The sequence below is a fragment of the Agromyces bracchium genome, from assembly GCF_009709675.1.
Taxonomy (GTDB): domain Bacteria; phylum Actinomycetota; class Actinomycetes; order Actinomycetales; family Microbacteriaceae; genus Agromyces; species Agromyces bracchium.
This window is the reverse complement of the sequence record NZ_WMLB01000022.1, coordinates 131,077-148,235: the sequence shown is the minus strand read 5'-3', so window position 1 is coordinate 148,235 and position 17,159 is coordinate 131,077. Positions and strand designations below refer to the sequence as shown.

Sequence of the window (17,159 nt, the reverse complement as noted above, 5' to 3'; positions counted from 1 at the left end):
CCGGTCCGGCACCGGTCGGCGCGCGCGGCCCGACTACAGCCTAGACGGGTCCGGCGCACACTGTCGCATCCGCCAATGGATCACGCGATCGATTGGAGTGGTGCCACAGTCATGGCGACGATTCGGTGACGATCGGCGCGATCAGCGCACCGCCGTCGCCCGCAGGCGGGCGGCGGCCTGACGGATCCGCTCGTCGGTGGCGGTGAGCGACAGTCGCACGTGCTGCGGGAAGTGCGGCCCGTAGAAGTGCCCGGGTCCGCCGAGGATGCCGAGGTCGGCGAGGCGTCCGATCGACTCCCACGCATCCCTGCCCTCGGTCGCCCAGAGGTACAGCCCCGCCTCGCTGTGGTCGATGCGGAAGCCGGCGTCCTCGAGGGCGGGCCGGAGCTCGTCGCGCCTCGCGCGGTAGCGCGCCTTCTGCTCCTGCACGTGCGCGTCGTCGGAGAGCGCGACCGCCATGGCCGCCTGGAGCGGCGCGGGCACCATGAGCCCGGCGTGCTTGCGCGCGGTCGTGAGTCGCGCGATCAGCTCGGGGTCGCCGCCGACGAACGCGGCCCGGTACCCGGCCATGTTCGACTGCTTCGAGAGCGAGTAGATCGCGAGCACGCCGCGCGGGTCGGCGCCGGTCGCCGCCGGGTCCAGCACGCTCGGGACGGCCCCCTCCCGCCATGGCTCCTCCCAGCCGAGCTCGGCGTAGCATTCGTCGCCCACGATGACGGCGCCGAGCTCGCGAGCCCGCGCCACGGCGCGACGGAGCTCGGGCACGCCGAGCACCCGGCCGTCGGGGTTGCCCGGGGAGTTCAACCACACGAGCCGAGTGTTCGCCGGCCAGTCGGCGGGGTCGTCGGATGCCACGGCCTCGGCACCCGCGAAGACGGCGCCCATCTCGTAGGTCGGGTAGGCCGCACGCGGATGGACGACCGCGTCGCCGGCGCCCACCCCGAGGAAGAAGGGCAGCAGTGCGACGAGTTCCTTCGAGCCGACGGTCGGCAGCACGGCATCCGCCTGGAGGCCCTCGACGCCGCGACGACGCGAGAACCAGTCGACGATCGCGCGTCGCAGTGCGGTCGTGCCCACGGTCGTCGGATAGGAGTGCGCGTCGGTCGCCGCCGCGAGCGCCTCGCGGACCAGGTTCGGCGTCGGATCGATCGGCGACCCGATCGAGAGGTCGACGATGCCGTCGCGATGCGAGGCCGCACGATCGCGGTACGGGACCATGAGGTCCCAGGGGTACTCGGGCAGGGCCCCGAGCGCCATGGTCAGTGACCCTGCGGGGGCAGCGCGGCGATCAGCGGGTGGTCCTTCGGGATGACGCCGACCTTCGCGGCTCCGCCGGGCGAGCCGACCTCGTCGAAGAACTCGACGTTCGCCTTGTAGTAGTCGGCCCACTCGTCGGGGAGGTCGTCCTCGTAGTAGATGGCCTCGACCGGGCACACCGGCTCGCAGGCTCCGCAGTCGACGCACTCGTCGGGGTGGATGTAGAGCGAGCGTTCACCCTCGTAGATGCAGTCGACGGGACACTCGTCGATGCAGGCACGGTCCTTCACATCGACGCACGGCAGGGCGATGACATAGGTCACGGTGGGTCGCTGTCCCTTCGGTGATGCTGGACTGCCAGTCTATGCGCGCCGCGCCTCGCGCGATGGCAGCGAGGGCCACGCGACGACCAATACCGAAACGATGGCGGGGCCGATCGCCCAGACCATGCCCACGACGCCGTCGGCCACGAGCACCGAACCGCCGGGACCGGGCAGCGAGAGCACGGCCACGGTGCCGACGACGCCGACCGCGGCGGCCGTCGCGGCCGCCCTCCCGCCCGCGACGAGCCGGATGCCGACGAGCAGGGCGGCGACGCCGACGAGTCCGGCGACGAGGCCCCACGGGATCGAGACCCCGGCGACCTCGAACGCATGGCGGTGCCCGATCGTGGCGATGGTGCCGTACACCACGCCGACCGCGAACGCGATCGCCAGCGTGCCGATGCGGGAGCCGAGCGAGCCGCGCTCGCCGGCGGCGCTCACGGCGCCGGCGTCACGGTGTAGGTCACCGTGCCGCCCTCGCCCGCGAGGATGACGAGGTACTCGCCGTCGGTGTACGCGGACCCGGCCGCGGTGGCCTGGGCCAGCGTGGGGTCCTCGCGGAACCCGGCGCCCTCGATCGCGGCGCGGGCGTCGCCCAGCGGATCCGTCGCCTCGGAGCTCATGACCACGACCCACCCCTCGGCGTCCGCCGCGCCGCCGGCGAGCTCGACGTCGCCGTCGATGACCGGCACCGACGCCGGGAAGTCGGCCGGGAGCTCGCCGCTCAGGTCGACCTGACCGCCCGTCGCACCCTCGACGGCGTCCTCGACACCGCGCTCGACGGCCTCCTGCACGGTGCCCGTGCACCCGGAGAGCAGGGCTGCCGCCGCGAGGCTCGCCGCGACGGCCGTGGCGCGTGCGCGCCTGGAGAGGAGAGGCATGGGCGCGAGTCTATCCGCCGTGGCTGGGTCCGTCCCGACGGGCCCGGCTCGACCCGTGGGCGCCATGCCGTAGCGTGGTCGGCGGTGCGGCTGAACGCCGCGGGAAGGACGATCGAGGATGACCGAACAGCCCGGAACCGACGCGGACCGCGCGCCCGTGCGCATCGAACGCGACGGCGTCGTCGCCACCGTCGTGATCGACCGGCCGAAGGCGCTGAACGCGCTCTCCCCCGAGGTGCTCCGCGCGCTCGCCGACGCCTTCGACGAGCTCCTCGAAGAGGCCGACGCGGTCCGCGGCGTCATCGTCGTCGGCGAGGGCGGCCGCGCGTTCGTCGCCGGCGCCGACATCCGCTCGCTCTCGACGCTCACTCCCGAGGAAGGTGCTGAGGCCTCACGTCTCGGGCATCGCGTCGCCTCGGCGATCGAGGCATTCCCGGCGCCCGTCATCGCGTGCGTCGACGGGTTCGCGCTCGGCGGCGGGCTCGAGCTCGCACTCGCGTGCGACGTGATCTATGCGACGGATGCGTCCTCGTTCGGCCAGCCCGAGGTCCGGCTGGGTCTCATCCCCGGGTTCGGCGGCACGGTCCGCCTGCCGCGCGCCGTCGGGCTCTCGCTCGCGAAGGAGCTCATCTTCACGGGCCGGCGCATCGACGCCGCGACGGCCGAGGCGGCCGGCCTCGTCGCGCGGCGCTTCGCCGACCGGGAAGCGCTGCTCGCGGGCGCACGCGCGACGATCGAGGAGGTCGCGGCGAACGCCTGGACGGCGGTCGCCCTCGCCAAGCGCGTGCTGGTCGATGCGGCAGGAACCCCCACGGAGACCGCGGCCTCGCTCGAGGTCGCCGGCTTCGCGGACGCGTTCCGCACCGCCGACATGCGCGAGGGCGTCGCCGCGTTCATCGAGAAGCGCGAGCCCGAGTTCTCGGGTCGCTGAGGCGAGGGGTGCCGCGGCACGCACCGCGGCACGTGAGCCGGCGTCGTCGCTGTCGCGAACCTCAGCCGTTGACGTGCGAGCTGAGCCAGGCCATCCCGTCGAAGCGGACGCCGTCGGCGCCGTACATCTCCAGGTGGAGGTGCGGTCCGGTCGACTGACCGGTCGTTCCGACCGCGCCGAGCGGCTGACCGGCGGTCACCCGCTGGCCGGGAGCGACGGCGAGCGAGCCGTACTGCATGTGGGCGTAGAGCGAGGTGACGACCGCGCCGTCGATGTTGTGCTGCACCTCGACGTAGACCCCCAGGCCGCCGCCGGCCTCGGTGGCCGTGATCACGACGCCGTCGGCGATCGAGCCGATGGTCGCGCCGACGCCCGGGTTGAAGTCGATGCCGTCGTGGAAGGTGGAACATCCGGCGCACGGCGCGATGCGGGGGCCGAAGCCCGACGCGGTGCGCGAGGGGTCAACCGGCCACACGACGCGGTCGGCCTGCAGCAGGGAGACCTCGCCCACGCCGGCGACGCTCGACTCGATGGGCGGCGGGGCCGCCTCGACGTCGAAGCCGCCGACCTCGATGGGCTCGAGCGCGACCTCGGAACCGACCTCGAGGGTCTGCGAGCGGAGCGAGATGGTGTCCTCGGCGGGGGCGTACACGGAGGCGCGGGCCACGGTGTCGGTCGCGGTCACCGCGAGCGCGGGGACGCTCGTCGAGAGCAGCATGCCACCGGCGAAGGTCATGGCGCCGATCGTCATGACGGGGCGCAGGGCGGCTGCGGCGCGACGACGGCCGGCCGGACGTGCCGGGGCCACGGTCTCCTGCGGGGCGTCGGGGACGGCGCGGGTGATGGGCGTTGCGGGGGCGGTGCGGCGGTAACGGGGCCGTCCGGCCGCACGACGGCCATGCTGGGGCTGGGGGAAGTTCATAAGCGGGGGAAGTTGGTACTCAGGTAACGGTTGCGTAACGACAAACTCGGGTTTCGAAGAACCCGACAACCATACGAGGTCGTTTCTGTGAGGTTCCTCCACTGCCCGCATCGATGACGAACGCGCCACCGCCGAGACGCCGAAAGGGGATGCCGCGGGCTCCCCGCGGCATCCCCCTTCGACCGGGTGTCAGCCCTGCTTCTTCAGGCGCGATGCGGCCCGCGCACGCGCCGTGGCGTCGAGCTCGACCTTGCGGATGCGCACGGCGGTCGGGGTCACCTCGACGCACTCGTCCTCACGGGCGAACTCGAGGCACTCCTCGAGCGAGAGCTGGCGCGACGGCGTCATCGACTCGAAGGTGTCGGCCGTCGACGAACGCATGTTCGTGAGCTTCTTCTCCTTCGTGATGTTCACGTCCATGTCGTCGTTGCGCGAGTTCTCGCCGATGACCATGCCCTCGTAGACCTCCTCGGTGGGGTTCACGAAGAAGGTCATGCGCTCCTGGAGCGCGATGATCGCGAACGGCGTCACGACGCCCGCGCGGTCGGCGACGATCGATCCGTTGTTGCGCGTCACGATCTGCCCCGCCCACTCGTCGTAGCCGTGCGAGATCGCGTTCGCGATGCCGGTGCCGCGCGTGGTCGTCATGAACTCGGTGCGGAAGCCGATCAGGCCGCGGCTCGGCACGATGAACTCCATGCGGACCCAGCCGGTGCCGTGGTTCGACATGTTGTCCATGCGGCCCTTGCGCGCGGCGAGGAGCTGCGTGATCGCACCGAGGTACTCCTCGGGCGCGTCGATCGTGAGGTGCTCGAACGGCTCGTGCAGCTTGCCGTCGACCTGCTTGGTGACGACCTGGGGCTTGCCCACGGTGAGCTCGTAGCCCTCGCGGCGCATCTGCTCGACAAGGATCGCGAGCGCGAGCTCGCCGCGGCCCTGCACCTCCCACGCGTCAGGGCGGCCGATGTCGACGACGCGGAGCGAGACGTTGCCGACGAGCTCGCGGTCGAGGCGGTCCTTCACCATGCGCGCGGTGAGCTTGTGGCCCTTGACCTTGCCGACGAGCGGCGAGGTGTTCGTGCCGATCGTCATCGAGATGGCGGGCTCGTCGACCTCGATCACGGGCAGCGGGCGCACGTCCTCGGCGTCGGCCAGCGTGTCGCCGATCATGATGTCCTCGAAGCCCGCGACCACGGCGATGTCGCCGGGGCCGGCGCTCTCGGCGGGGTAGCGGTCGAGCGCCTTCGTCAGGAAGAGCTCGGTCACGCGCACGTTCTGCACCGACCCGTCGTGCCTGACCCACGCGACGGTCTGGCCCTTCTTGATGGTGCCGTGGAAGACGCGGAGCAGCGCGAGGCGGCCGAGGAACGGCGAGGCGTCGAGGTTCGTGACATGCGCCTGCAGCGGGTGCTCGTCGTCGTAGGTCGGCGCCGGGATGTGCTCGAGGATCGCCTCGAAGAGCGGCTCGAGGTCGTCGTTGTCGGGCAGCGCGCCGTTCTCGGGCTGGGTGCGGCTCGCCGCGCCGTTGCGACCCGACGCATAGACGACGGGCACGTCGAGGATGGCGTCGAGGTCGAGGTCGCCATCCGTTCCGGCCGACGCAGCGTCGTCGGCGAGGTCGGAGGCGAGGCCGAGGAGCAGGTCCTGGCTCTCGGCGACGACCTCGTCGATCCGGGCGTCGGGACGGTCGGTCTTGTTCACGAGGAGGATCACCGGCATGCGTGCCTCGAGCGCCTTGCGGAGCACGAAGCGCGTCTGCGGGAGCGGTCCCTCGCTCGCGTCGACGAGGAGCACGACGCCGTCGACCATCGACAGGCCGCGCTCGACCTCGCCGCCGAAGTCGGCGTGGCCGGGGGTGTCGATGACGTTGATCGTCACCGGGGATCCGCCCGCGTGCACGCCGTTGTACGAGATCGCCGTGTTCTTGGCGAGGATCGTGATGCCCTTCTCGCGCTCGAGCTCGTTCGAGTCCATCGCGCGCTCCTCGACGTGCGCGTGCGCGTCGAAGGAGTTCGTCTGCTGCAGCATCGCGTCGACGAGCGTGGTCTTGCCGTGGTCGACGTGGGCGACGATCGCGACGTTGCGCAGGTCGTTGCGGGTGGCCTTGGCCATGGTGTGGTCCTCGCGTGGCCTCCGGTCGCCGTGCGGCTCCGGGGCGCGGATCGGCAGCGCCGAGGCGCTGGAGTGGAGTCGGTGGGAGCGCGAGGAGCCGAAGTCACGGATCGCGCCAGACCAGCCTACCGCGTCCGGCGGAAACGGCGGACGCCCGGCCTCCGCGAGCGGAGACCGGGCGTCCGGCAGTTCAGCGCGACTACGCGCCGATCTGGAGGTTCGCACCGGGGATCGCCGCGAGGAGATCCTTGGTGTACTGCTCCTGCGGGTTCTCGAACACCTCGTCGGTGGTCGCGGCCTCGACGATGCGCCCCTTCTGCATCACGCAGACGTGGTCGGCGATGACGCGGACGACCGCGAGGTCGTGCGTGATGAAGAGGTACGTGAGATCGAGCTCGGCCTGCAGGTCGGCGAGCAGGCGCAGGATCTGGGCCTGCACGAGCACGTCGAGCGCCGACACGGCCTCGTCGAGCACGACGATCTCGGGCTTCAACGCGAGCGCACGCGCGATCGCGATGCGCTGTCGCTGGCCCCCGGAGAGCTCGTTCGGGTAGCGGCCGACGAGCGTGCGCGGCAGCGAGACCTGGTCGAGCAGCTCGAACACGCGCGCACGGCGCGACGCCCGATCGCCGACCTTGTGGGTCGACAGCGGCTCGGCGATCGTGTTCCCGATGTTGCGGAGCGGGTTCAGCGAACCGTACGGGTCCTGGAACACCGGCTGCATGCGACCTCGGAGCGCGAAGAGCTCCTTCTCGCTGAGCTTCGCGAGGTCCTTGCCGCCGACGACGATCTTGCCGCTCGTGGAGTCCTCCAGCTTGAGCAGCATCTTCGCAACGGTGGACTTGCCGGAACCCGACTCTCCGACGAGGGCCGTGGTTGTGCCCTTGGCGATCTGGAACGACACGCCGTCGACCGCGGTGAAGTCGCCCGACCCGCGGATCTTGAAGACCTTGGTCAGGTCTTCCACCACGATCGCCGGCGGCTGTCCGACCGCGCTCTCCAGCGCCTCGTGACGCGCCTCCGCCGTCGCGATCAGGTCGATCGAGTCGCCCGCCGCCGCGGCCGCGCCTTCGGACATCGACGCCTCGGCCGCTGCCACACTGCCCGTCGCCTGGATGCGGCGCGACGCGAGGCTCGGCGCCGCAGCGACCAGTCGCTGCGTGTACGGGTGCTGCGGGTTCTGCAGGATCTCGAGCGATGGGCCCGATTCGACGATCTTGCCCTTGTACATCACGACGAGCTGCTCCGCGCGCTCCGCGGCCAGACCGAGGTCGTGCGTGATGAAGAGCAGGGTCGTCCCGAGCTCGCGCGTGAGCGACTCGAGGTGATCGAGGATCACCCGCTGCACCGTGACGTCGAGCGCCGAGGTCGGCTCGTCGGCGATCAGGAGCTGCGGATCGGCCGCCAGACCCATGCCGATGAGCACGCGCTGGCGCATCCCGCCCGAGAACTGGTGCGGGAACTGCTTGAGTCGACGGTCGGCGTCCCTCAGGCCGGCCTGCTGCAGCACCTCGATGGCGCGCGCCTTGACTTCCTTCCGGCCAGTGGCGATGCCGTTGGCCTTGATGGCCTCCTCCACCTGGAACCCGATGGACCATACGGGGTTGAGGTTCGACATCGGGTCCTGCGGCACGAAGCCGATCTTGCGACCGCGGATCGACTCCATCTCCCTCTTGGAGGCCTTGGAGATGTCCTGGCCGTCGAGGAGGATCTGTCCGCCGGCGATGTGTCCGGTGCCGGGGAGCAGGTTGATGATCGCGTGCGCGGTCGTCGACTTGCCCGATCCGGACTCGCCGACGATCGCGAGGCTCTGGCCGCGATACAGCGTGATGTTCACGCCGTCGACGGCCTTCACCTTGCCGGTCTGGGTGTTGAACGCGACCTCGAGGTCCTTGATCTCGAGGATCGGGCGCTCCGTGTCGCTCGTCGTTGCCTGGTGCACATCGGTTCCGTTCACGATCTCGGTCATCGCTGCGCCCTCGCCTTCGGGTCGAGCGCGTCGCGGACGACCTCGCCGAGCATGATGAAGCTCAGCACCGTGACCGAGAGCGCGATGGAGGGCAGGATCAGCGTCTGCGGGGCGGTGCGAAGGTCCGTCTGCGCCTGGCTGATGTCGTTGCCCCACGACATGGTCGAGGAGGGCAGTCCGACGCCGAGGAACGAGAGCGTCGCCTCGGCCACGATCGCCGATGCCAGCGAGATCGTCGTGATCACGATCACCGGCGCGATCGAGTTCGGCAGCACGTGCCGGACGAGGATCCGGAAGCGCGAGACGCCGAGTGCCGTGGCGGCCATCACGAAGTCGGAGTTCTTCACCCTCAGGATCTCGGCACGCAGGACACGAGCCGTCGCAGGCCACGCGAAGATGCCGATGGCGAGAGAGATCACCCACACGTTCGCGTACTGCGAGAGCACCGACATGATGACGACGGCGGCGAGGATGTAGGGGATCGAGAAGAAGATGTCGCCGAGGCGCGAGAGCACCGCGTCGACCCAGCGACCGTAGAAGCCGGCGAGGGCGCCCATGACGATGCCGAGGGTCGCGACGATGAACGTCACGATCAGCCCGACGGACAGCGAGGTCGAGGTGCCATGGATGATGCGCGAGTAGATGTCGCATCCCTGCTTCGTGAACCCGAGCGGGTGATCGGGCTGCGGCCCGCCGTTGCTGTTCGAGAGCTGGCAGTCGTTGTTCGGCGGGACCTGCGTGAACCACCCGGGGAAGAGGGCGACGATCACGACCAACAGGATCAGCGCGGCCGAGATCCAGAACATCGGACGCTTGCGCACGTCCTTCCAGGCGTCGGTCCACAGGTTCGACGGCTTGCCGTCGGCCTTCACTGAGTCGATCGCGACCAGCGGCGTCTCTTCGAGGGGCGCGACGTAGTGCGCCTGCGTGGGTCGGGTGTTACTTGGCATAGCGGATCCTCGGGTCGAGAACGGCGTACAGCAGATCCACCAGCAGGTTGATGACGAGGTAGATCAGCACCATCACGGTCACGAACGAGACGACGGTCGGTCCCTCGCCGCGGATGATGGCCTGGTAGAGCGTCCGGCCGACGCCGGGCACGTTGAAGATGCCCTCGGTCACCGTCGCACCCACCATGAGCACGCCGAAGTCGACGGCGAGGTAGGTCACGACGGGAATGAGCGAGTTGCGGAGGATGTGGACGGGAACGATCCGCCGGCGGCTCAGGCCCTTGCTCGCGGCGGTGCGAACGAAGTCCTGGGTGTCCGTGTCGATGACCGACGCCCTCGTCAGTCGGGTGATCTGCGCGAAGCTGATCGTGGCGAGCACGATCGCCGGGAGTATCAGGTCCTGGATCGGCGCTCCGGAGCTCACCGTCGTTCGGAACCATCCGAGCTGGATCCCGAAGATGAACTGCGCGACGAACGCGATGACGAAGATCGGGAGCGAGATGAGGATCAGGCTCACGACGAGCGCGCTCGCGTCGAAGATGCCGCCCTTGCGAAGCCCCGAGACCAGGCCGATCGTGATACCGGCGACCATCTCGAAGAAGACCGCGAGCACCGCGAGGCGCAGCGTGACCGGGAAGGTCGCCGCGAGGATCTCGGAGACGGGCTGGCCGGAGAACGAGGTTCCGAAGTCGCCGCGGAAGATGCCGCCGAGGAAGAGGAAGTACTGGACGATGAACGGCTGGTCCAGGTTGTACCGTTCGCGGAGCTGCTCGACGACCGCCGGGGACGGCGTCTTCTCACCGAACAGCGCGATGATCGGGTCGCCGGGAAGGGCGAACACCATGAAGTAGATCAGGAATGTGGTGCCGAGCAGGACAGGGATCGCCTGAAGCAGTCGGCGCGCGATGTAGCCGGCCATTGATCAGGCCCCGCGATCTGCGTGTGTTGACATTGTGGAAGAAAACCTCACCGATATGGGAGTGCGCACACACGATGTTACGCGTCTCGGCACACCCCGGATACGTGGGAGTGGGGCGGCGATCCACTGGACCGCCGCCCCACGGGCGACAGAGAGTCTAACCCCTGACACCCCGTTCGAGAATTACTCGCTCTTGGTGACCTGGTTCAGGATCGGCCAGGTGTCCCAACCGAACTCGACGTTGTCGACCTGCTCGCCCCAGGCGCCGAGGCCGTTGGTGTACCAGAGCGGGATCACGGGGAGGTCCTCGAAGAGGATCTCCTGAGCCTGCTGGAACTTCTCGATACCGGCCTCGACCTCGGTCGCCGCGGCGCCCTCTTCGAGGAGCGCGTCGAACTCGGGGTTCGAGTACTTACCGTCGTTCGAGCCCGCGCCCGTGCCGTACAGCGGTCCGAGGAAGTTGTAGAGCGACGGGTAGTCGGCCTGCCAACCGGTGCGGAACGGCGTGGTGATGGTCTCCTCGGTAACCGAGGTGCGGAGCTCGGCGAACGTCGGGACGGGAGCACCGGCGGCCTCGATCTCGAGGTTGTTCTTCAGCTGGTTCGCCACGGCGTCGACCCAGCCCTGGTTCGGGCCGTCGGCGTTGTAGGCGAGCTCGAAGGTGCCGCTCCACGGGCTGATCGCGTCGGCCTCGGCCCACAGCTCCTTCGCGAGCTCCGGGTCGAACTCGAGCACGTCGGAACCCGGGATGTCCTCCGAGTAGCCGTCGATGACCGGCGACGTGAAGTCGAACGCGGGCGAGCGGGTGCCGTTGAAGATCACATCGGTGACCTCTTCGCGGTCGATCGCGTGCGAGATCGCGGCGCGACGGAGCTTGCCCTCTTCACCGCTGAAGTGCTCGAGGCGCTCCGGGATGGTGATCGTCGCATTCGCGGCGCCCGGCTGGTTCACCGAACGACCCTCGAACTCGGTCTCGAAGGTCTCGAGGGCGCTGTCCGGAACATCCTGCAGGATGTCGAGGTTGCCGCCCTGGAGGTCGGCGTAGGCCGCGTCGGTGCTCGCGTACAGGATCATGTCGATCCCGCCGTTCTGCGCCTCGCGCGGGCCGTCGTAGTCCTCGTTCTTCACGACGTCGATGCGCTCGTTGTGCTGCCACGCGCCCTCGCCGTCCATCATGTACGGGCCGTTGCCGACCGGGTTCTCGCCGAACGCCTCGAGGTCGTCCCACGCCGAGGCGGGGAGCGGGAAGTACGCGGTGTAGCCGAGTCGCAGCGGGAAGTCAGACTCGGGCTGCTTGAGCGTGACCGTGAACGTCAGGTCGTCCACGACCTCGAGGCCCGAGAGCTCGTCGACGTTCTCGTCGTACGTGAAGCCCTCGATCGGCTCGAAGAAGTAGCTCGAGAGCTGCGCGTTGTCGAGCGCGGCGCCGTAGTTCCAGGCCGTGACGAACGACTCGGCGTCGACCGGGTCGCCGTTGGTGAACGTGAGGCCCTCGCGGATCGTGATCGTGTAGGTCTGTGCGTCGTCGGTCTCGATCGACTCGGCGACGTCGTTGTGGGCGGCGCCCTCGGCGTCGTAGTACACGAGACCGGCGAAGATGTTCTGCAGGACGAGGCCGCCGCCGACCTCGTTCGTGTTCGTCGGGATCAGCGGGTTCTGCGGCTCGGTGTTGTTGACCGAGATGACCGCGGTCGAGTCGCCCTCGGCCGCGGGCTCGTTGCTGGACGAGCAACCGGCGAGCGTGAGCGCTCCGGCCGCCGCAAGAGCAATGGCGCCAACGCCGATTCTCTTGATCTTCAATGTTCCTCCTGTGAGATGAGCGCACGACTGTTCGATTCGTGGTCGAGCAGGGGGGCGCTGGTAGGTGAATCGAGACTATAAGCGGGTCATCGCCGAACAAACTTCACGGCGGAACCGTTACCGAGGCGCAATCTTGCGACGGGTACGTGCGCAGATGAGCAGGCGCCGACGCACGATTCTTGCGTCATCGGCGCCCGTGCGAGGATTGCCGCATGCCTGCGGCACGACGTCTCCGCTTCGAGGTGGCCATCGTGCTCGCGCTCTCGCTCGGGGCGTCGGCGGTCTACTCGATCGTGGCGATCATCGGCCGGCTCACCGCGGAGCGCCCGCTCGGCGAGCAGAGCGCCGCGCTGAACCAGTCGCGGTCCTCGCGCGAGTGGCTCGACTTCACCTACCAGTTCCTGGACGTCGTCTTCGGGCTCGCGGTCGTCGCCCTCGTGCTCTACCTGCTCTGGCAGCCGGGGCGCAGCCCGTTTCGCCGCATCGGCTTCGACCTGACGCGACCGGGCCGGGACGCGGCATCCGGCCTGCTGCTCGCGGCCGTCATCGGCGTGCCCGGGCTCGCGCTGTACGCGGCCGGCCGCGCGCTCGGGTTCACCGTGGCCGTGGTACCCCAGCCGCTCGACACCTACTGGTGGACGATTCCGATCCTCGTGCTCGCCGCCCTCAAGGCCGCGCTCACCGAGGAGGTCATCGCGGTCGGCTACCTCTTCACCCGCCTGCGCGAACTCGGCGTCGGCCCGTGGGCGACGATCCTGTCGAGCGCGCTGCTGCGCGGCAGCTACCACCTCTATCAGGGGTTCGGCGGGTTCATCGGCAACGCCGTGATGGGCGTCGTCTTCGGCTGGGCCTACACGCGCTGGGGCCGCACGATGCCGCTCGTCATCGCGCACTGGCTGCTCGACATCGTGAGCTTCGTCGGCTACCCGCTCGCGGTCGGCTGGTGGCCCGGGCTCTTCGCGCCGCCCGCCGACTGACCGACGGGCGCGTCCGGTCGAACGGGCAGGGTCGACGGATGCCGCGGCCGCGGCGCGTCGGCCATGTGACGCGCTCCCGCGAGCGCGACCACGGTCGCGGGCATCGGCGGCAGCGTCTCCTCCGGCGGTTCGACGCGCAGGTCGGAGTCGTTCGATCGGACGAGCGCTCCATCGATCCAGCTGCGGCGGCCGGGCGTGCAGACCACGGAGAACTGCTCCGCGCCACCGTAGAAGCCGCCGCGCGAGAGGTCGGTGAAGGACTCGGCCCGGCGGAGGGCATCGGCCAGCTGCGGGTTGCGTCGGTCGAGCAGGTCCGCGCGCTGCTCGAGTCCGAGCCCCCGTGCGCCGGCGAGCGTGCAGCCGACCATGAGCCCCGCGAAACCGAGCGTGGCGAGCAGGGCGACGACATCCATCGGCATCATGCGCACCCCCCTTGTGCGAGTGATCCTCAGTGTACTCCCGGGGCTGGTCGAGGGGCGTCCCGGATGTCGCGACCTGCGACCATGCGGAACATGGTCGATGCCGGGCCCGAACCGCCCGGTCCGACCTCGGGAGAAGGAAGCATGGACCTCGCACACGCCGTCAACGCCGGCGGACTCGCCGGCCGTCGCACCGACCACCGCTTCACGGCGGACGAGACCGAGATCCGCGAGGCGGAACGCCGCGTCGCACGTCGCCGCGCCGCGGCCGTCGAGCGCCGCTCGGTCGCGTACGTCGAGCGCGGGCGGCACGTCGCTCCGCGGACGGCCTGACGACCGTCCGCGGCGCTCCGTTCGAAACCGCTACGCGAACGCCTCGATCGGCGGGCAGGCGCACACGAGGTTGCGGTCGCCGTACGCCTGGTCGATGCGGCGCACGGGCGCCCAGTACTTGTTGCGCACCAGGGAGTGCACCGGGTAGACGGCCTGCTCGCGCGTGTAGGGGTGGGTCCACTCCCCCGCGATGACCGACTCGGCGGTGTGCGGGGCGTTCCGGAGCGGGTTGTCCTCGGCCGGCCACTCGCCGCGGCCGACGGCGTCGGCCTCGGCCTTGATCGCGATCATCGCCTCGACGAACCGGTCGAGCTCGGCGAGGTCCTCCGACTCGGTCGGCTCGACCATGAGCGTGCCCGCGACGGGGAACGACATCGTCGGCGCGTGGAAGCCGTAGTCGATGAGGCGCTTGGCGACGTCGTCGACCGAGACACCGGTCTCCGCGGTGAGCGGCCGAAGGTCGAGGATGCACTCGTGCGCGACGAGCCCGTTCTCGCCCGTGTAGAGCACCGGGAAGTGGTCGCGCAGGCGCGCGGCGACGTAGTTGGCCGCGAGCACCGCGGTCGCGGTCGCCTGCTTCAGGCCCTCGGCGCCCATCATGCGCACGTACGCCCACGAGATCGGCAGGATCGACGGGCTGCCGTACGGCGCGGCCGAGACCGGTCCGCCGCCGTGCTCGACGCCGCCGGCGTGGTCGGCGCGCTGCGCCATCGGGTGGCCGGGCAGGAAGGGCGCGAGGTGCGCCTTCGCCGCGACCGGGCCGACGCCTGGGCCGCCACCCCCGTGCGGGATGCAGAAGGTCTTGTGCAGGTTGAGATGCGACACGTCGCCGCCGACGTCGCCGAAGCGCGCGAAGCCGAGGAGCGCGTTGAGGTTCGCGCCGTCGATGTAGACCTGGCCGCCGGCGTCGTGCACGGCCTGCGTGATCGACTTCACCTCGTGCTCGTAGACGCCGTGGGTCGACGGGTAGGTGATCATGAGCGCCGCGATGTGCTCGGCGTTCGCGGCGATCTTCGCGCGGAGGTCGTCGAGGTCGACGTTGCCGAGTTCGTCGGTCGCGACGACGACGACCTTCATGCCCGCGAGCACCGCCGACGCGGCGTTGGTCCCGTGCGCGCTCGACGGGATGAGGCAGACGTCGCGCTCGTCGTCGCCGTTGGCGAGGTGGTAGCCGCGGATCGCGAGCAGGCCCGCGAGCTCGCCCTGGCTGCCCGCGTTGGGCTGCAGCGAGACCGTGTCGTAGCCGGTGACCTCGGCGAGCCAGCTCTCGAGCTGCTCGATGAGGCCGAGCGAGCCGACGACGTCGGCCTCGGGCGCGAACGGGTGCAGGTTCGCGAACTCGGGCCAGGTGACGGCCTGCATCTCGGTCGCCGCGTTGAGCTTCATGGTGCACGACCCGAGCGGGATCATGCCGCGGTCGAGCGCGTAGTCGCGGTCGGCGAGCGTCTTCAGGTACCGCATCATCTGCGTCTCGGACTGGTGCGTGTTGAACACGGGGTGCTCGAGGTACGACGACGTGCGGCGCTGGGCGTCGGGCAGGCTCGCGGGAAGTTCGCGGAGCGACACCGGCACCTCGGTGCGCGGGTCGAATCCGAACGCCTCGACGACGAGCGAGAGCTCGGCCTCGGTCGTCGTCTCGTCGACCGCGACGTGCACCGTCGCCTCGTCGGACTCCCAGAGGTTCACGCCGAGCTCGCGGCCACGTGCGACGACGTTCGCGGCGAGCCCCGGGACGTGCACGCGGATCGTGTCGAAGTACGCGTCGTGCGCGAGCGTCAGGCCGTACCCGGTGAGCGCGTCGGCGAGCGCCTTCGCCTTCGCCGCGGTCGTCACCGCGATGTGGCGGATGCCTCGCGGCCCGTGGTACACGGCGTACATCGAGGCCATCACGGCGAGCAGCACCTGCGCGGTGCAGATGTTCGAGGTCGCCTTCTCGCGACGGATGTGCTGCTCGCGCGCCTGGAGGCTGAGCCGGTAGGCGGGGTGGCCCGCGGCATCCTGCGAGACGCCCACGAGTCGGCCGGGGAGCTGGCGTTCGAGGCCGGCTCGCACCGCCATGTAGCCCGCGTGCGGGCCGCCGAAGCCCATCGGCACGCCGAAGCGCTGCGAGGTGCCGACCGCGACATCCGCCCCCAGCTCGCCGGGGCTCGTCAGCAGCGCCATCGCGAGCAGGTCGGCCGCGACGACCGCGAGCGCGCCCTGCTCCTTCGAGGCGGCGATCACCGACGCGGGGTTCCACACGCGGCCCGAAGCGCCCGGGTACTGCACGAAGAGGCCGAAGTGCTCGCCGAGCGCGGCGACATCCGTCGTCTCGTCGAGGTCGGCGACGACGAGCTCGATGCCGACGGCCTCGGCGCGTGACACGAGCAGCGCGTGCGTCTGCGGCAGGGCGTCGGCGTCGACGACGAAGCGGTTCGACTTCGACTTGGAGGCGCGGCGCGCGAGGAGCATGCCCTCGACGACCGCGGTGCCCTCGTCGAGCATCGACGCGTTGGCGGTGTCGAGCCCGGTGAGGTCGGTGACCATCGTCTGGAAGTTGATGAGCGCCTCGAGGCGGCCCTGCGAGATCTCGGGCTGGTACGGCGTGTAGGCCGTGTACCAGCTCGGGTTCTCGAGCACGTTCCGCTGGATCACTGCGGGCGTGATCGTGCCCGAGTAGCCGAGCCCGATCATCGACGTGCGCACGGTGTTCGCGTCGGCGAGCTCGCGCAGCTCGGCGAGCGCCTCGCGCTCGGTCGCCGCGGCCGGGATGACCGAGTCGAGCACCTCGTGCATGCGGATGGCGCTCGGCACCGCCGCGTCCATGAGCGCGTCGAGCGAGTCGTAGCCGAGCGCGGCGAGCATCCACTCGTGGTCGCGCGGGGTGGTGCCGATGTGCCGGCGCCCGAAGGCGTCGACGTCGAAGGCCGGGGAGGTGCTGGTGGTCATCGTCTTCCTTGTCGTTCGCGGGTCGAGGAGCGGGCGGAGCCCGCGGCTCGAGACCTACTCGCCGGTCAGGGCGCGGTACTCGTCGAGGCTGAGCAGGGCGGGCAGCGACGTGGTCGTGAGCTTCAGGAGCCATCCGTCGCCGAAGGGGTCGCTGTTGACGAGCTCGGGCGAGTCGACGACGGCCTGGTTCGACTCGACGACCTCGCCGTCGACCGGGGCGAACAGCTCGCCGACCGACTTCGTCGACTCGATCTCGCCGACGACGGTGCCGGCGACGACGGTGCTGCCCGCGTCGGGCAGGTCGACGTAGACGACGTCGCCGAGCTTCTCGGCGGCGTAGTCGGTGATGCCGACGGTGACGGTGTCGCCGTCGACCTTCACCCACTCGTGCTCGGCGGTGTACTGCAGTTCGCTGCGGTCGGTCATGGGGTGCTCCTC

16 protein-coding genes are annotated in these 17,159 nt (G+C 70.1%); 3 read left to right on the top strand and 13 right to left on the bottom strand.

The window, feature by feature from the left end; all coding sequences use genetic code 11:
• Positions 1–141 precede the first annotated feature (141 nt).
• From dapC to GJ743_RS09165, 4 genes are read right to left on the bottom strand one after another with little or no spacing between them, the layout of a single operon-like run.
• The gene (dapC, locus tag GJ743_RS09180; RefSeq protein ID WP_155051602.1) at positions 142–1,257 is read right to left on the bottom strand and encodes a succinyldiaminopimelate transaminase; all 1,116 of its coding nucleotides are present in this window, start codon (positions 1,255–1,257) and stop codon (positions 142–144) included.
• A 2-nt stretch (positions 1,258–1,259) separates the two neighbouring features.
• Positions 1,260–1,580, bottom strand: a complete 321-nt coding sequence (fdxA, locus tag GJ743_RS09175; protein ID WP_129235541.1) for a ferredoxin — start codon at positions 1,578–1,580, stop codon at positions 1,260–1,262.
• Between the two features lie 39 nt (positions 1,581–1,619).
• On the bottom strand, positions 1,620–2,021 hold the full coding sequence (locus tag GJ743_RS09170) for a histidinol dehydrogenase (protein WP_155051601.1): 402 nt from the start codon (positions 2,019–2,021) through the stop codon (positions 1,620–1,622).
• Positions 2,018–2,461 (bottom strand): hypothetical protein, encoded by a 444-nt coding sequence (locus GJ743_RS09165; protein WP_155051600.1) that lies wholly within the window; start codon positions 2,459–2,461, stop codon positions 2,018–2,020. Before GJ743_RS09165 ends, GJ743_RS09170 begins: the two co-directional genes overlap by 4 nt.
• Positions 2,462–2,579: 118 nt before the next feature.
• Here GJ743_RS09165 and GJ743_RS09160 point away from each other — a divergent pair, with 118 nt between their 5' ends.
• Positions 2,580–3,392 carry an enoyl-CoA hydratase/isomerase family protein gene (locus GJ743_RS09160; RefSeq protein ID WP_155051598.1) on the top strand — a complete coding sequence of 271 codons (813 nt, stop codon included), beginning with the start codon at positions 2,580–2,582 and terminating at the stop codon, positions 3,390–3,392.
• Between the two features lie 61 nt (positions 3,393–3,453).
• Here the strand turns inward: GJ743_RS09160 and GJ743_RS09155 are convergent, their stop codons facing one another.
• From GJ743_RS09155 to GJ743_RS09130, 6 genes are all read right to left on the bottom strand, one after another.
• Positions 3,454–4,128: a M23 family metallopeptidase gene (locus GJ743_RS09155; RefSeq protein ID WP_155051597.1), complete on the bottom strand. Its 675-nt coding sequence runs from the start codon at positions 4,126–4,128 to the stop codon at positions 3,454–3,456.
• 375 nt (positions 4,129–4,503) lie between these two features.
• Positions 4,504–6,426 (bottom strand): translational GTPase TypA, encoded by a 1,923-nt coding sequence (gene typA / locus GJ743_RS09150; protein WP_155051596.1) that lies wholly within the window; start codon positions 6,424–6,426, stop codon positions 4,504–4,506.
• Between the two features lie 199 nt (positions 6,427–6,625).
• Positions 6,626–8,395 (bottom strand): dipeptide ABC transporter ATP-binding protein, encoded by a 1,770-nt coding sequence (locus GJ743_RS09145; RefSeq protein ID WP_155051594.1) that lies wholly within the window; start codon positions 8,393–8,395, stop codon positions 6,626–6,628.
• Complete coding sequence (locus GJ743_RS09140) at positions 8,392–9,345, bottom strand: ABC transporter permease (RefSeq protein ID WP_155051592.1); 954 nt, start codon at positions 9,343–9,345, stop codon at positions 8,392–8,394. The genes GJ743_RS09145 and GJ743_RS09140 overlap by 4 nt, the downstream gene beginning before the upstream one ends.
• On the bottom strand, positions 9,335–10,264 hold the full coding sequence (locus GJ743_RS09135; protein WP_155051590.1) for an ABC transporter permease: 930 nt from the start codon (positions 10,262–10,264) through the stop codon (positions 9,335–9,337). Before GJ743_RS09135 ends, GJ743_RS09140 begins: the two co-directional genes overlap by 11 nt.
• 183 nt (positions 10,265–10,447) lie before the next feature.
• Positions 10,448–12,064, bottom strand: coding sequence for a peptide ABC transporter substrate-binding protein (locus GJ743_RS09130; RefSeq protein WP_155051588.1), 1,617 nt, complete (start codon positions 12,062–12,064; stop codon positions 10,448–10,450).
• A gap of 212 nt (positions 12,065–12,276) precedes the next feature.
• On the opposite strand from GJ743_RS09130, the gene GJ743_RS09125 reads away from it, so the two are divergent.
• Positions 12,277–13,041, top strand: a complete 765-nt coding sequence (locus GJ743_RS09125) for a CPBP family intramembrane glutamic endopeptidase (protein WP_155051587.1) — start codon at positions 12,277–12,279, stop codon at positions 13,039–13,041.
• Here the strand turns inward: GJ743_RS09125 and GJ743_RS09120 are convergent.
• Positions 12,987–13,463, bottom strand: a complete 477-nt coding sequence (locus GJ743_RS09120) for a hypothetical protein (RefSeq protein ID WP_155051585.1) — start codon at positions 13,461–13,463, stop codon at positions 12,987–12,989. The two genes, GJ743_RS09125 and GJ743_RS09120, sit on opposite strands and share 55 nt — an antisense overlap.
• A gap of 141 nt (positions 13,464–13,604) precedes the next feature.
• Between GJ743_RS09120 and GJ743_RS09115 the strand changes: the two genes are divergently transcribed.
• Positions 13,605–13,793: a hypothetical protein gene (locus tag GJ743_RS09115; RefSeq protein ID WP_155051584.1), complete on the top strand. Its 189-nt coding sequence runs from the start codon at positions 13,605–13,607 to the stop codon at positions 13,791–13,793.
• Positions 13,794–13,823: 30 nt separating this feature from the next.
• Here the strand turns inward: GJ743_RS09115 and gcvP are convergent, their stop codons facing one another.
• Positions 13,824–16,721 (bottom strand): aminomethyl-transferring glycine dehydrogenase, encoded by a 2,898-nt coding sequence (gene gcvP / locus GJ743_RS09110; protein ID WP_155051582.1) that lies wholly within the window; start codon positions 16,719–16,721, stop codon positions 13,824–13,826.
• Positions 16,722–16,775: 54 nt separating this feature from the next.
• Positions 16,776–17,147, bottom strand: a complete 372-nt coding sequence (gene gcvH / locus GJ743_RS09105; RefSeq protein WP_155051580.1) for a glycine cleavage system protein GcvH — start codon at positions 17,145–17,147, stop codon at positions 16,776–16,778.
• Between the last annotated feature and the right edge of the window lie 12 nt (positions 17,148–17,159).